This window comes from Kitasatospora sp. NPDC058444 (assembly GCF_042721415.1).
Classification (GTDB): domain Bacteria; phylum Actinomycetota; class Actinomycetes; order Streptomycetales; family Streptomycetaceae; genus Kitasatospora.
The window spans coordinates 154,888-168,853 of sequence record NZ_JBHXLL010000001.1 but is presented as its reverse complement, the minus strand read 5'-3'; the positions used below and the strand labels follow the sequence as shown (position 1 = coordinate 168,853).

Below are 13,966 nucleotides of genomic sequence, written 5' to 3'. Positions count from 1 at the left end.
CGGTTCCGTCGACTCCCCTTCCACCACCTCCTACTCCGTCGCGATCGCCCGCAGGATGTCCAGCCGCGCCGCCCGGCCCGCCGGGCGGAGTCCGGCCACCGCGCCCGCCAGCAGCCCGGCTGTCAGAACCAGGGCCAGCTGCAAGGGCGGTATCGCGAACGATCCCGTCCCCGCGCTGTCCGAGGCCCGCACCAGGGCCCAGCCGAGGAAGGCTCCCAGCCCCAGCCCGCCGACCGTCCCGAAGGCCGCCACCAGCACCGACTCCCAGCGCACCATGCCGCGCAGCTGGGCACGGCTTTGACCGACCGCCCGCAGCAGCCCCAGCTCCCTGGTCCGCTCGTGCACCGCCAACGTCAGGGTGTTGGCGATGCCCAGCAGGGCGATCAGCACGGCCAGCGCCAGCAGCGCGTAGACCACCGAGAGCATCGTGTCGACGCCGGAGGCCGCGCTCTTCGCGTACTCGGCGCGGTCCTGCACCTGCGGACTGCCGTACGGGACCAGCGCCCGTTCCACCGCCGCCTTGCCCGCGGCGGCCGGGACGCCGTCGCGCAGCCCGACCGCGACCATGGTGTCCGCGTCCTGCCCCCGGTGCGGGGCCCAGGCCTGCCGGGTCATCAGGTAGTCGCCGGCCAGACTGCCGCCCTCGTACAGGGCCCGGATGGTGAACGGGCCGCTCGCACCGTCGGTGAAGCCCGCGGTGACGGACTGTCCGAGCCGCCAGCCGTGCTGCCGCGCCTCACTGCGGGAGACCGCCAGCCCGTCCGTGCCGAGCGCGGCCAGCGAGCCGTCGACCCGGCCGAGGTCGACGATCCCGGACAGCCGGGCCGGGTCGGTCACGTCCAGCGTCCGGCCGTGCCCGTCGATCCGGGCCACGCCCCGGCCGAGCCCGACGGTCTGCCGCACCTCGGGCAGGCCGGCCAGGGCGTCCGCCACCTTGGGGCTGATCCCACTGCCACCGGCCCCGAACGAGGCGGTGGTGACGGCGAGATCGCCCGCGAAGGACCTGCTCACCGTGGAGTCCAGGGTGGCCTTGATCGAGGCGCCGAAGACGGTGAACAGCGTGACCACCGCGACCCCGATCATCAGGGCGCTCGCGGTGGCCGCCGTCCGGCGCGGGTTGCGGGCCGCGTTGCGCCGGGCGAGCACCCCGGAGACCCCGCGCAGCCTGGGCAGTGGCGCGCCCAGCGTCCGCACCGCGAAGGCCGCGGCGACCGGGCCGAGCACCACCGTGCCGGCCAGTACCGCCACGGCCCCGAGCGCCGTCAGCAGCACGGACGGACCGTCCGTCGCCCCGAGCACGGCCACCGGCACTCCCCCGGCCAGCAGCAGACTGCCGAGCGCCACCCGGACGGCGCCCGAGCGCCCCTGCGCCGCCCCGTCGACCGCGGCCTCCCGCAGGGCCGCGAGCGGGGCCGTCCGCCCGGCCCGGACGGCCGGCAGCAGTGCTGAGCCCACCGCGACCAGCGTGCCGGTCAGCAGCGGCAGCAGGACGGCGGCCGTGCCGATCACCATCCCGCCGGTCGGCAGGGCGAAGCCGAGTGCGGAGAAGAGCGCCTTGAGCCCGGCGGCCACCCCGATCCCGCCCAGCAGCCCGCCCAGCGAGGCCAGCAGGCCGACCGCCAGCGCCTCCGCCAGCGTCGCCCCGAGCACCTGGCCGCGCACCGCGCCGAGCGCCCGCAGCAGCGCGTTCTCCCTGGTCCGCTGGGCCACCACGATGGCGAAGGTGTTGTGGATGGTGAACGTCGCCACCAGCAGCGCGATCCCGGCGAAGACCAGCAGCAGCGTGGTGAACATGGTCAGGAACCGCCCGGACAGCAGCTGGGTGGACTCCTGGGTGGCCGCCGCGCCGGTGATCGCCTGGACACCGGCCGGAAGCTGCGGGGTGATCCGGTCGACCAGCTCCCGCTGGGAGACCCCGCCCGCCCCGCGGACCTGGATCGAGCCGGCCTGCCCCTCGCCCTTGGGCGTGAGGTACCGCTCGGCGTCCGCGAAGGTCATCGCGGTGAAGGTGCTCGGGCCCATGCCGTCCGCGTCCGCCCCGAAGGTGGCGATGCCGACGACGGTGACCGGCACCGGATCGGGGGTGCGCAGCACGGTGGTCGAGCCGATGTGCAGCCCGCCCGCCTTCGCCGCGCCCCGGTTCACCACGACCTCGCCCGGGGCGGCCGGCGCCCGGCCCTCGGCCAGCCGGTACGGATTGAGCCGACCGTCGGTCAGCCAGTTGCCCGCCAGGGTGGGCGGGCCCTGACCGCCGATCGGTCTGCCGTCGTTCCCGATGAGCTGGCCCGCGCCCTGGACGGACGGCTCGGCGGCCGCCACCCCCGGCACGGCGCGCAGCCGGTCGGCGAGCGTCACCGCCACCGGCGCCCGCACCCCGCCGACCGTGCCCGCCGAGTCCAGCACGTCGGCACTGCGGACCACGACGTCGGTGCCGGCGTTGGCGTCGGCGAAGAGGGTGTCGAAGTTGGCCCGCAGGGTGTCGCCGAGCACCATCGTGCCGGTCAGGAAGCTCACCCCGAGCAGGACGGACAGGAGGGTGCCGGCCAGCCGCCGCTTGTGGGCGCGCAGCGAGCGCAGGCTGAGTCGAAGGGGAACGGCGTTCACGACCGCCCCCGTTCGAAGGCCTTCATCCGGTCCAGCACCAGGGCGGAGGTGGGCCGCCGCATCCGGTCCACCAGCCGTCCGTCGGCGAGGAAGAGCGCCTCGTCGGCCCAGCCGGCGGCCGTCGGGTCGTGGGTGACCATGACCACGGCCCGGCCCATCTCGTCCACCGCCCGGCGCAGCAGGCCGAGCACGTCGGCGCCGCTGCGGGAGTCGAGGTTGCCCGTCGGCTCGTCGGCGAAGACCACTCGGGGCCGGCCGGCCAGCGCCCGGGCCACCGCGACCCGCTGCTGCTGGCCGCCGGAGAGCTCGCTCGGCCGGTGCCGCAGCCGGTCGCCGAGACCGACCACGTCGACCAGCGTCTCCAGCCAGGCCTGGTCGGGGGCGGTTCCGGCCAGGTCGAGCGGGAGGGTGATGTTCTCCAGGACGGTGAGCGTGGGCACCAGGTTGAAGGCCTGGAACACGAAGCCGATCCGCTCCCGGCGCAGCAGGGTGAGCCGCCGGTCGTCGAGCGGGCCGAGCTCGGTGCCGCCGATCCAGGCGCTGCCGGCGGTGAGCCTGTCCAGCCCGGCCGCGCAGTGCATCAGGGTGGACTTGCCCGAGCCGGACGGGCCCATGATCGCGGTGAACCGCCCGGCCGGGAACTCCACCGTCACGTGGTCCAGCGCGCGGACCTCGGTGCCGCCGACGCCGTGGATCTTCACGGCGTCGGCGACCCTGGCGGCGGAGCCCCGTACGACGTCCAGGGTGGTCACCTGGCGCCACCTCCCCGGGCGTCGTCCCGCGGCGGCTCGCTGAGCACGGACCGCTTGGCGCGGTACTCCTCGGCGTCGATGTCGCCCTCGGCGTAGCGCCGGCCCAGGACGGCCAGCGGATGCTCGGCCCCGGCCCCGAACCCGCAGCCGTGCCGCCGCCAGACCGTGCGGCGGAGCACCGCGATCACCAGGACCACCACGGCGATCCAGACCAGGGGGATCAGCAGGATCCACGGGCCGGGGCCGTGCCAGTCGGCCAGCTGGGTGTACATGGTGGTTCAACTCCTCGGTGGTGGGCCTCCAGGACCTCGGGTGGTTCCCGAGGTGCCTAGAGCGTCCCGCCGCGAGGTCTCATCACGCGTCCTACCAGCAGCGGCAGTTGGGATACTCCAGGGAGAGTACGGGCCGTCCGCGACACGCCGGACCGGGAGCAGGCCCGCCCGGCGACGGCCCAACCGCGCAGACTGCGCGCCCGTTCAGGGGCCGCACCCGATCTGGAGCCGCGCCGTTCAGGGGACGCACCCGCCCGTCGGTCGCACCCGCCGGGAGCCGGTCAGCCCAGCCAGCCCGGCCGCACCAGCCCCGACTCGTAGGCCAGCACCACCAGTTGCGCCCGGTCCCGCGCGCCGAGCTTCAGCATCGCCCGGCTGACGTGCGTCTTCGCCGTCAGCGGGCTGACCACCAGCCGCCGGGCGATCTCCTCGTTGGACAGCCCCATCCCGACCAGGGCCAACACCTCACGCTCCCGCTCGGTCAGCGTCGAGATGTCCGAGAGCCCCTCCGGCACGGCCTCGGGCGCCTTCGACCGGGCGGCGAACTCGCTGATCAGCCGCCTGGTGACACCCGGCGAGAGCAGCGCGTCCCCCGCGACCGCGACCCGGATCGCCCGCAGCAGGTCGGCCGGCTCGGTGTCCTTGACCAGGAAGCCCGCGGCCCCCGAGCGCAGTGCCTCGAAGACGTACTCGTCCAGCTCGAAGGTGGTCAGCACGACCACCCGCACGGAGGACAGCGCAGGGTCCCCGGCGATCCTCCTGGTCGCCTCCAGCCCGTCCATCCGCGGCATCCGGATGTCCATCAGGACGACGTCCGGCACGAGTTCGCGGGCGAGCCGCAGCGCGGCCTCGCCGTCGTCCGCCTCGCCGACCACCGTGAGGTCGTCCTGGAGGTCCAGCAGGGCCCGGAAGCCCGCCCTGACCAGCAGTTGGTCATCCGCCAGCAGTACCCGAATCAATCGCTCTCCACCTTCGGTGTCGGCAGCTCCGCCCGGACCCGGAAGCCGCCGCCGGGCAGCGGCCCCGCGGCGATGGTGCCACCGAACGCCGCCGCGCGTTCCCGCATCCCGGCCAGCCCGCTGCCCGACCCGCCCGCGTCGCCCAGCACCGCGGGCCCCGGGTCCTCCACCCGGACCACCAGCGCGGCCGGGTCCCTCCAGTCCAGCACCACGACCGCCTGCCGGGCCGCCGAGTGCCGGACCACGTTGGTGAGCGCCTCCTGGACGATCCGGAAGGCGGTGAGGTCGACGGCGGCGGACAGCGCGCGCCGCTCGCCGCGCTCCTGCACCTCCGCCTCCAGGCCCACCCGCCCGGCCTGCTCGGTGAGTTCGTCCAGCCGGTCCAGCCCCGGGGCCGGCCCGCGCGGCGCCGCCCCGGGCCCGCGCAGCGTCGCGAGCACCTGGCGGACCTCGCCGAGCGCCTCCTTGCTGGTCGACTTGATGGTGACCAGCGCGCTGCGGGCCTCCTCCGGCCGACGGTCGAGCAGCGCCAGCGCGACCCCGGCCTGGATGTTGATCAGCGACAGGCTGTGCGCCAGGATGTCGTGCAACTCCCGGGCCATCCTGAGCCGTTCCTCGTTGGCCCGGCGCTCCTCCAGCTGCTGCCGGTAGGCCCGGTGGGCGGCGATCCGCTCGCGCCGGAACCGGACCAGTTCGCCGCCCGCCATCACCAGCAGCAGCCAGGCCAGCAGCCCGAGCTCCTGCAGCCAGACGCTGCCGGACGGAGGTGCCACCCGCTGCCAGCTCTCCGGCAGGACGAAGGTGCCGAGCAGGTGCACCAGGTAGACGCCCCCCACACCGGCCCAGGCCGCCCGGCGGTGCCCGGAGCCGATCGCCACGCAGCAGGCGATCAGCCAGCTCACGAAGGCCGGCCCGTACGGGTAACCGGCGGCCAGGTACCCGGCGGTGACCACCGAGGTACCGGCCACCACCGCGACCGGCCGGCGGTCGCGCAGCACCAGCAGGGCCGGTCCGAGCAGCAGCAGGAGGTAGCCGAAGGCGTCCAGCGGGGCCCGTCCGTGCTGGTTGTGCCCGGCGACCGTCGAACCGACCACCTGGAGCACCGCGACCGCCGCCGCCAGCCCGAGCGGGTAGCCCGCCTTGGCCGCGCGCACCCACGGCGGGCGCCAGGGCGCGGGCGGCTCCTCCGGCGGCTGCTCAGGCGGCTGCTCCGGTGGCCGCTCCGCCGAGGGCGGCCCGGTCGGCGGGGACGTGGGCGGCATCATGCCCACAAGCTAGACCCGAGCCCCGTCCCCACGCGTCCTCCACCAGTGGCGTTCGGGCGTACTCCCGCTGGAGTACGCCCGAACGCGAATGCGCCGAACCCGTATGCGCCGAGCCCGAGCAGGCCCGCACCCGAACAGGCTCAGGCCCGAGCCCACCGGCCCCGGTCGCCGTCAGCCCTCCCCCGCCGCCGCCTCGGCCCGGGCCTTCGCCTCCGCCCCCTCGAAGGTCGCCGACGCCGCCGGCCGCGCCAGCGTGACCACCAGTTCCCCGTCGCTCACGTCCGCGATCAGCGTGTCCCCCTCCCGCACCGAACCGTCCAACAGCAGGTTGGAGATCCGGTTGTCCAGCTCCGACTGGATCGTCCGGCGCAGCGGCCGGGCCCCGAACTCCGGCTGGTAGCCCCGGTTGACCAGGTACTCCTTGGCCGCCTCGGTGACCTCCAGCTCGACGTCCTGGGCCCGCAGCCGGCGCCGGCTGCGCTCCAGCAGCAGGTCCACCACCGAGAGCAGGTCCTTCCGGGTGAGCGCGTGGAAGACGATCACCTCGTCGATCCGGTTGAGGAACTCCGGCCGGAACTGCTGCCGCAGGTCGCGCATCAGGTCGTCACGGATCTCGTCCACGTTTCCCGCGTGGTCGAGGATCCGCTGGGAGCCGATGTTGCTGGTCATGATCACCACGGTGTTGCGGAAGTCGACCGTACGCCCCTGGGAGTCGGTCAGCCGCCCGTCGTCCAGCACCTGGAGCAGCAGGTTGAAGACGTCCGGGTGCGCCTTCTCCACCTCGTCGAAGAGCAGCACGCTGTACGGCTTGCGGCGCACCGCCTCGGTCAGCTGCCCGGCCTCCTCGTAACCGACGTAGCCGGGCGGGGAGCCGACCAGCCGGGAGACGGTGTGCTTCTCCTGGAACTCGCTCATGTCGAAGCGGATCATCCGGTCCGGGTCCCCGAACAGCAGCGCCGCCAGCGCCTTCGCCAGCTCGGTCTTGCCGACTCCGGTCGGCCCGAGGAACAGGAAGGAGCCGGTCGGGCGGTCCGGATCGCCCATCCCGGCCCGGCCGCGGCGCACCGCCTGGGCGACGGCGGTGACCGCCTCGTCCTGGCCGATCACCTTCTCGTGCAGGTGCTCCTCCAGCTTGAGCAGCCTCTCCCTCTCGGTCGCGTTCAGCTCCGCGACCGGGATGCCGGTCCGGGAGGAGAGCACCTGCGCGATGTCGTCGGCCGTCACGTCGACGACCTCCTCGCGGGACTCGGCGATCGCCGCCAGCTCGTCCTCGGTCTGCCGCAGCTCGGTCTTGAGGTTGGCGGCCCGGACGAACTCCTCGTCCGCGACGGCCTCGTCCAGCTCCCGCTTCAGCTTGGTGATCCGGTCCTGCACCCCGGTCGCCGCGGTGGACCCGCTCAGACTGCGCAGCCTGACCCGGGCGCCGGCCTGGTCCAGCAGGTCGATCGCCTTGTCGGGCAGGAAGCGGTCGCTGACGTACCGGTCGGAGAGCGTCGCCGCCGCGTCCAGCGCCTCGTCGGTGAACCGCACCTGGTGGTGCGCCTCGTACGCGTCGCGCAGCCCCTCCAGGATCTCGATCGTCTCGTCGACGCTCGGCTCGGGCACCAGTACCGGCTGGAAGCGGCGCTCCAGCGCGGCGTCCTTCTCCACGTGCTTGCGGTACTCGTCCAGCGTGGTCGCGCCGACCACGCTCAACTCGCCGCGCGCGAGCGCCGGTTTGAGGATGTTGCCGGCGTCCATCGAGCCCTCGCCGCCACCGCCCGCGCCGACCACGGTGTGCAGCTCGTCCAGGAACAGGATCACGCTCTTCTCGGCCGCGGTGACCTCGTCGATCACGTTCTTCAGCCGCTCCTCGAACTCGCCCCGGTACTTGGAACCGGCCACCAGCGCGGTCAGGTCGAGGGTGACCACCCGCTTGTCCTTGAGGCTCTGCGGCACGTCCCCGGAGACGATCCGCTGGGCCAGCCCCTCGACGATCGCGGTCTTGCCGACGCCCGGCTCACCGATCAGCACCGGGTTGTTCTTGGTCCGCCGGGAGAGGATCTCGACGGTCTGCTCGATCTCCTCGGCCCGCCCCACCACCGGGTCCAACCGGCCCGACCGCGCCTCCTCGGTGAGGTCGCGCCCGTACTCGTCCAGCGTCGGCGTCTCGCTCGGACGGGCACCCGTGCTGCTGCGCTCGCCGCCGGTGCCGCGCCCCTCCAGCACCGACTTCAGCGCCTCCTGCGAGGGCGCCGCGTTGCGCAGCGCCACGCCGGCACCCGAGCGCTCCTGGTCGAGCAGCGCGCCGAGGATGTGCTCCGGACCGATGTACGAAGCGCCCACCGCCTGCGAGTGGGCGTGCGCGGCGAGCAGCGCGCGCTTGGCCGAGGGGGTGAGCGCCGGCCGGCCGTCCACGGCGTCGGGTTCGCCCGCGGGCAGGGCCTGCTCCAGGTCCCCGGAGAGCCGGTCCGGGTCGATGCCCGCGCGCTCCAGCATCCGGCGCGAGGGCTCCACCCGGGTGGCCGCCCAGGCCAGGTGCGCGGTGTCGAGGTCGCTGGAGCCGTCCTCGGACGCCCGCTGCGCGGCCATCGCGAGCAGCTCCTGCGAGGACTCGCTGAGCAGCCGCCCGATCGGCACGCGCTGCACGGCGGGCGGGGAGGCCATCGGGCTCATCCCGAAGAACCGGCTGAGCAGGTCGGAGAACGGGTCGTTCGATCCGAACGGGGGCATGGTCACGGCGTTTCACCTCTCCCAAGCGGTTTGCAGCCACACAAACACAGGCCGCAGCACCTCGCCTGTCGAGCCGGCGGGGCCGTCACGCGGAGCGCCAGCGCCTCGCCGCCGCCCGGTCGACCGGCGGCTCGTAGGGCGGCTCGTACGACGCCTCGTACGACCGGGGGTGGAGCCGGCCGTACGACCTGACGTGCACGTTCACCCGGTGACCTGCTCCAGCAGCACACCACCGCTGTACGTCACCGCCATCGCCAGCAGCCCGCCCACGACGTTGCGCATGATCGCCCGACCCGGTCCGGCCCCACCCAGCCGGGCGCTCGTCCAGCCCGACAGGGTCAGCGCGGCCACCACCGCCACCACCGTCACCAGCAGCCGCGACGACTCCGGCGGCAGCAGCACCGCCAGCAGCGGCACCAGCGCGCCCAGCGTGAACGCCGCCGCGCTCGCCAGGGCCGCCTCCCAGGGATTGGTCAACACGTCCGGGTCGATGCCGAGTTCGGTCTGCGCGTGAGCGGCCAGCGCGTCCCGCTCGGTCAGCGCCGTCGCCACCTCCCGGGCCAGGTCGTCCTCCAACCCGCTGCCCCGGTAGTAGTCGGTCAGCTCGTCCAGCTCCCCCTCCGGGTCCTCCGCGAGCTCCCGCCGCTCTTGCGCCAACGCGGCCCGCTCGGTGTCCCGTTGGGTACTGACCGAGACGTACTCGCCGGCCGCCATCGACATCGCCCCCGCCAGCAGCCCGGCCACCCCGGCCGCGAGCAGCGCCGTCCGGGACCCTTCCGCACCCGCCACACCGGTCACGATCCCGGCCGTCGACACCACGCCGTCATTGGCCCCCAGCACGGCCGCGCGCAGCCAGTTCAGGCGCGAGGACAGCTCCGCCCGCGACTCCCCGACCTGCTCAGCCATCCGCCCACCACTCTCAGTGGTCCGCCCGGTCCCCCCGATCCTCGCCCGCCACCCCCGCCCCCGCCACCCGCGGTTCCCCGGGCGGGGTCAACGAGGGGCGGGGGCACCCGATCGATTCGGGGCGGTGTCACCGGGGTGCTCTACCGTTCCCTCATGGAGATCGGTGGCATCACGCGCTCAGGCATCCTGCAAGCGATCGCAGAACACGACCGGCTCGGGGAGGAACTCTTCCGCACCACCTACGGGTACCGCGCCGTTTCCCCTCATCTACTTGTCCACGAGGGCCGCCACTACGACTCCAAGGCCATCGCCGGAGTGGCCCACCTCTTCGACTGCGGCGAGGCGCTCAAGCAGGGCCAGTTCAGTGGCGGTCGGGCGCAGGCGCTGAACTGGCTGGAGCGCGAAGGCTTCGCCCTGTCCGAACCGCCCAAGACCTTCCTCCGGCGCGTCGGGAGCCTCCGACCGACCACGCGCAAGAACGAGCCGGCTTCGCACCGCCCGCTCCTGGTCCTGTGGGCCATCGGTCAAGCACTGGCCGGCGCCCCCCGTGAGCAGCCGTGGAGGGAGACGCGCACCGCGCTCGCCCCGCTCCTGGAGAAGTACGGCAAGGTTCAGGACGGCGCACAGGCCGCCCACGTCCCGTTCGCCGCACTCGTCGGCAATGACCTGTGGGAGATCGAACCGACCGGACTTCACGCCGAGCCTCACGAGGCAGCCGGCCAGCCCAAGCCCCGTCGCCCGACCCTTGACGTGCTCGACCGGCTCAACCCCAAGGCGGGCCTCCCCGAGGCGGACCATCAGCTGATCCTGGCCCAGCCCGAGGTGGCTGCGGAAGCCGCAGCAGGGCTCATCCTGCGGTACTTCTACCCGCTGCCGGAGGGATTCCTGGAAAACCTCGGCCTGAACGGACTCCTCACCAACCGGTGGGCGGACTCCCTCCGGCCACTCATCGGGGAGAAGTTCGAGAAGCGCGAAGCCATCTGGCACTCCTACGGCGGGGAGCGGATGGCCGGCATCGGGAGCCTCGGTGACGGGATCCTCAGCACCTTCTCCAAGGACAAGGGTCCCTACGACGACGGCCGCCTCGTCGACTCCGACTGGATCGCCTACGTCGGCGACGGCCTGAAGGGCGATCAACGACTCGTCGACGGGAACAAGGCCCTGGCGGAGCACCAGACCGCTCAGCGCCCGCTCCGCTACTGGCACAAGCCCGTCGAAGGAGACTTCAGCTTCGAGACCTGGGTCGTGGTCGTCCAGCGTCGACTCCGCTGGGGACAGGGAACAGACAAGGAATGGCGCCGCGAATTCGTCTGGATCCTCGCGCCCGTGCCCTCCCCCCTGCGCGCAACGTGGCCGCACGAGGTCGAGGAAGCGCTGGCCAACGACACCGGGGAGCTCTACGACGAGACGACGGAGTACCGGCCAGGAGACGTCGACCCACATGCTCGGCGCACCGACGAGAGCGCTGCGGAGGCGTACCATCGCCTGACCGCTGCCGCGGAGTCCCACAGCGCCCGGCGGAGAGGGGCCAAGCGCCCGTCCAAGGTCGATCGCCACGTGCGCAACGCGAGTGCCCGGTACGCGGTGATACGCCGCAGCGGCGGCCGCTGCGAGAATCCCCGCTGCGCCGGCCACCCGACGGAGCTCACCACGGCCGGCGAACCGATCCTGCAGGTCGACCACGTCCACGACCTGAGCAAGGGCGGCCCGGACGTACCGTCGAACATGATCGCACTGTGCCCCAACTGCCACGCGCTCAAGACCTACGGGCAGCACCAGGAAAGGCTGCGCCGGGAGCTCAAGAAGACGGCCCGGGACCTCCACAACAAGGCGCTCAAGAACTCGGCCTCCTGAGGACGGCCGACCAACCTCGCCAGGTACAAGGGGCGGTTCGCGAGGATCACCTCGCGAACCGCCCACATCCGGCGGGACGCCGCAGCTTCAGCCGCGGCTGGCACGGCCGTGCCTCGGCCTCAGGGTTCGCCGACGTCCGAATCCATCACGACCGCCTGTCCGGTCACTCCTTCGATCGCCTCCAGCACGAGAGTGAGTCGCTCCTGCAGGAAGTCCGCGTAGTCCGCGCTGCGGAACCCGTACCCCTCCTCCACGTTCACGAGATGCGATTCCAGCGTCTCCAGGAGTCTCCTCTGCGCGGCGGCGTCCTGGGTCTCCACGAATTCGTGGATCGGACGGCTCTTGATGGACCGGCGAGTCTCGCCGTCCACCATGATCCTGTTGAGGATGAGATCCGCACTGAGCTCGCTGGAGTTGTGTTGCAGCCACACCTTCGGGAACGCCTGAACGGTTTCCAACTTCACCGCGGCGGGAGGGAGCTTGGAAACTGCCTGGGCCGACTGGAAGTCCTTGGCCCCGGCCTGGATGAGGAGGGACATCACACCACGGTAGAGCGCCTTTCGATTCGCCCGGGCACTCAGAAGATCGGAGTCGGTGAGGCCGAAGTCCTGCACGGCCTCTGGCTCCTGGGCATCCGGGTTGACCACCCAACCCTTGAGCAGCTTGTAGTCCGCACCGACCTGACTGTTGGCGCCCTGGTCGAAGTTCTCCGTGAAGACAGAACACCAGTAGTACTGGAGCAGTCTCTCCCGCGCCTCAACCTGTTGCTGAGGGCTCAGGGTACGCAGCTCTGACCAGATGGCCGCCATCGGTACGAGCAGCATCCCGTACGGCAACCACTGGAGCGATATCACACCGCACTCGCGCTTGAGCATGTCCAGCACCTCAGCGCTTGCGGCGACGGAATCGTCCCAGAACCGCTTCAGCTCGTCGGACGTCAACTTGCCGAGGATGTCGGCACGCTGAGCCGACCCGCGGGCCCGCAGCGAGATCGATTGGAGGAGGTTGTAGGGATCGATGTCGAATTCGACCAGGATCGGGTAGTCCTCCTGTCCGCGCTCCCACCACTCTCGCAAGCGAGCACCCGACGGATAGAACTTGGCAGTGAGGAGTTCGAACGCCCCGAGCGGTTTCGCCGTCTTGTTGAGGGTCTCGAAGATGTTGCAGACCGCGAGCAGGGACGTGCTCTCCGGGAGGTCAACAACGGGAAATGAATAGGACTCGAGGGGCTGCAGGTATCCCTCGCGTAGCTGATGCAGGGCATCTTCCAAGCGGTCTCGCTGCTCCCCGTCCTCAACCACGGCGCGGGAGAGGGCCCTGAAGGACTTCCTGAGCTCCTGGAAACTCGCGAGGGGAAAGGCCCCGTTCGCCAGCTGCCATTCCTCGTCCAGCGGGTCGAACCTCAACCTGCCGCGGGTGTCGTACGCCACGATAGCGGTTTCGAGTTCCACTTCCTCGAGCGGCCGCAAGGTGTAGTCACTCTCGTCGATGAACGGCCACACCTTGATGAAGAACTGGTACTCGCCCTTCCCGGAGAGCGCGTGGTAGAGCGAGGTCAACCGCTGCTGCCCATCGAGCACGAGCCGGCGTGGATCGACTCCGCTGCTCTCCGGGGCTTCCTCGAAGGGCCTCGAGTCGAACCTGTGGGAGGAACTCTGTTCCCAGGTGAGCAGCGTTCCGGCCGGGTAGCGCAGGATGATGGACTTGATGAGCTCGACGGTCCGCTTCGGCTCCCAGACGAAGCTGCGCTGGAAATTGGGAAGCGCGAGCGTTCCGTCGTGGATCGCGCGGATCAGCGACCCGACAGTCTCGGGATTCGTCTTGAAGACCGGGTCTTCCGTGAACATTGAGGTCATGCCTTCTCCTTGCCTCGTCAGTTGGTGAGCAGTTCAGCCAGGCCGGATCGAAACTCCGCCACGGTCTGCGGGCGGTGCTTCGGGTCCTCCGCAAGGCCCCGATTCAGGAATCCGTGCAGATTCTCCGGGGTCTCATCGATCCGCGCATACGGATAGGGGAGCTTCCAGACGAGGAGGTGAATGAGGATCTTTGTCAAGGAGAATATGTCAGCAGCGAACGTTGCCTCATGCGCATCGTCGTACTGCTCCAGCGCCGCGTAAGCATATGACCCGACGAGATGGTTCTTCTCGGTGATGACCGCACTCTTCGAGTCAATCCGGCGACAAAACCCGAAATCGGACACCACCCATTTTCCGTCGAGTGACAGAATGTTGTTGGGCTTCAGGTCCCTGTGAACCACGCCGTTCTCGTGCGCGTACTCAACCGCGGCCAGCACCTCGTCCATCACCGACGCGACCCAGGACATGGGCTGCCGCGGACCCTCCAGGCACTTCTGCAAGGTCCCGTCGGCCAACGGCATAGCGTACCAGGGCGGAGCCGCATTGGCCGCAGAGGCCAGCACGGGCATGATTCCCGGGTGGCTCAGTCCGCTCTGACTGTCCACTTCACGCAGGAAACGTTTCTTCTGCTTCGCGCGCTCCTCGCGGGTCGAACCCGGCTCGTAGACCAAGTACTTCAGGGCAACGAGGCCCTCACTGCCGCCGACGGCCTCCGCCTTCCAGACCACAGCCTGAGCGCCCTTGTCCAGCGGTGACAGCTTCTTGAACCGTGCCATGCTCGTTCGA

At 71.5% G+C, this 13,966-nt stretch carries 10 protein-coding genes; 1 reads left to right on the top strand and 9 read right to left on the bottom strand.

Annotation, left to right across the window (positions count from 1 at the left end; all coding sequences use genetic code 11):
* Positions 1-30 precede the first annotated feature (30 nt).
* The 7 genes from ACFWP2_RS00800 to ACFWP2_RS00770 all read right to left on the bottom strand — a co-directional run bounded on the left by ACFWP2_RS00800 (position 31) and on the right by ACFWP2_RS00770 (position 9,470).
* Positions 31-2,604: an ABC transporter permease gene (locus ACFWP2_RS00800; RefSeq protein ID WP_380446839.1), complete on the bottom strand. Its 2,574-nt coding sequence runs from the start codon at positions 2,602-2,604 to the stop codon at positions 31-33.
* Positions 2,601-3,356 carry an ABC transporter ATP-binding protein gene (locus ACFWP2_RS00795; protein WP_380446837.1) on the bottom strand — a complete coding sequence of 252 codons (756 nt, stop codon included), beginning with the start codon at positions 3,354-3,356 and terminating at the stop codon, positions 2,601-2,603. Before ACFWP2_RS00795 ends, ACFWP2_RS00800 begins: the two co-directional genes overlap by 4 nt.
* Positions 3,353-3,628, bottom strand: coding sequence for an SHOCT domain-containing protein (locus ACFWP2_RS00790; RefSeq protein WP_380446835.1), 276 nt, complete (start codon positions 3,626-3,628; stop codon positions 3,353-3,355). The genes ACFWP2_RS00795 and ACFWP2_RS00790 overlap by 4 nt, the downstream gene beginning before the upstream one ends.
* A gap of 281 nt (positions 3,629-3,909) precedes the next feature.
* The gene (locus ACFWP2_RS00785; protein ID WP_380446833.1) at positions 3,910-4,587 is read right to left on the bottom strand and encodes a response regulator; all 678 of its coding nucleotides are present in this window, start codon (positions 4,585-4,587) and stop codon (positions 3,910-3,912) included.
* Entirely contained in the window at positions 4,584-5,852 is a 1,269-nt protein-coding gene (locus ACFWP2_RS00780; RefSeq protein WP_380446831.1) for a sensor histidine kinase, read from the bottom strand. Before ACFWP2_RS00780 ends, ACFWP2_RS00785 begins: the two co-directional genes overlap by 4 nt.
* Positions 5,853-6,023: 171 nt before the next feature.
* Positions 6,024-8,570: an ATP-dependent Clp protease ATP-binding subunit gene (locus ACFWP2_RS00775; RefSeq protein ID WP_380446829.1), complete on the bottom strand. Its 2,547-nt coding sequence runs from the start codon at positions 8,568-8,570 to the stop codon at positions 6,024-6,026.
* Between the two features lie 195 nt (positions 8,571-8,765).
* Positions 8,766-9,470: a VIT family protein gene (locus ACFWP2_RS00770; protein ID WP_380446827.1), complete on the bottom strand. Its 705-nt coding sequence runs from the start codon at positions 9,468-9,470 to the stop codon at positions 8,766-8,768.
* 153 nt (positions 9,471-9,623) lie between these two features.
* Between ACFWP2_RS00770 and ACFWP2_RS00765 the strand changes: the two genes are divergently transcribed.
* Positions 9,624-11,324, top strand: coding sequence for an HNH endonuclease (locus ACFWP2_RS00765; RefSeq protein ID WP_380446825.1), 1,701 nt, complete (start codon positions 9,624-9,626; stop codon positions 11,322-11,324).
* Between the two features lie 119 nt (positions 11,325-11,443).
* Here the strand turns inward: ACFWP2_RS00765 and ACFWP2_RS00760 are convergent, their stop codons facing one another.
* Both ACFWP2_RS00760 and ACFWP2_RS00755 read right to left on the bottom strand, forming a co-directional pair.
* Complete coding sequence (locus ACFWP2_RS00760; RefSeq protein WP_380446822.1) at positions 11,444-13,180, bottom strand: DUF262 domain-containing protein; 1,737 nt, start codon at positions 13,178-13,180, stop codon at positions 11,444-11,446.
* A 17-nt stretch (positions 13,181-13,197) separates the two neighbouring features.
* On the bottom strand, positions 13,198-13,956 hold the full coding sequence (locus ACFWP2_RS00755) for a serine/threonine-protein kinase (RefSeq protein WP_380446820.1): 759 nt from the start codon (positions 13,954-13,956) through the stop codon (positions 13,198-13,200).
* Between the last annotated feature and the right edge of the window lie 10 nt (positions 13,957-13,966).

What these genes read in the sequence shown, in the direction of transcription:
- ACFWP2_RS00790 (WP_380446835.1), bottom strand. Translation starts at nt 3,628, where the DNA reads ATGTACACCCAGCTGGCCGACTGGCACGGCCCCGGCCCGTGGATCCTG.
- ACFWP2_RS00780 (WP_380446831.1), bottom strand. Translation starts at nt 5,852, where the DNA reads ATGATGCCGCCCACGTCCCCGCCGACCGGGCCGCCCTCGGCGGAGCGG.
- ACFWP2_RS00770 (WP_380446827.1), bottom strand. Translation starts at nt 9,470, where the DNA reads ATGGCTGAGCAGGTCGGGGAGTCGCGGGCGGAGCTGTCCTCGCGCCTG.
- ACFWP2_RS00765 (WP_380446825.1), top strand. Translation starts at nt 9,624, where the DNA reads ATGGAGATCGGTGGCATCACGCGCTCAGGCATCCTGCAAGCGATCGCA.
- ACFWP2_RS00760 (WP_380446822.1), bottom strand. Translation starts at nt 13,180, where the DNA reads ATGACCTCAATGTTCACGGAAGACCCGGTCTTCAAGACGAATCCCGAG.
- ACFWP2_RS00755 (WP_380446820.1), bottom strand. Translation starts at nt 13,956, where the DNA reads ATGGCACGGTTCAAGAAGCTGTCACCGCTGGACAAGGGCGCTCAGGCT.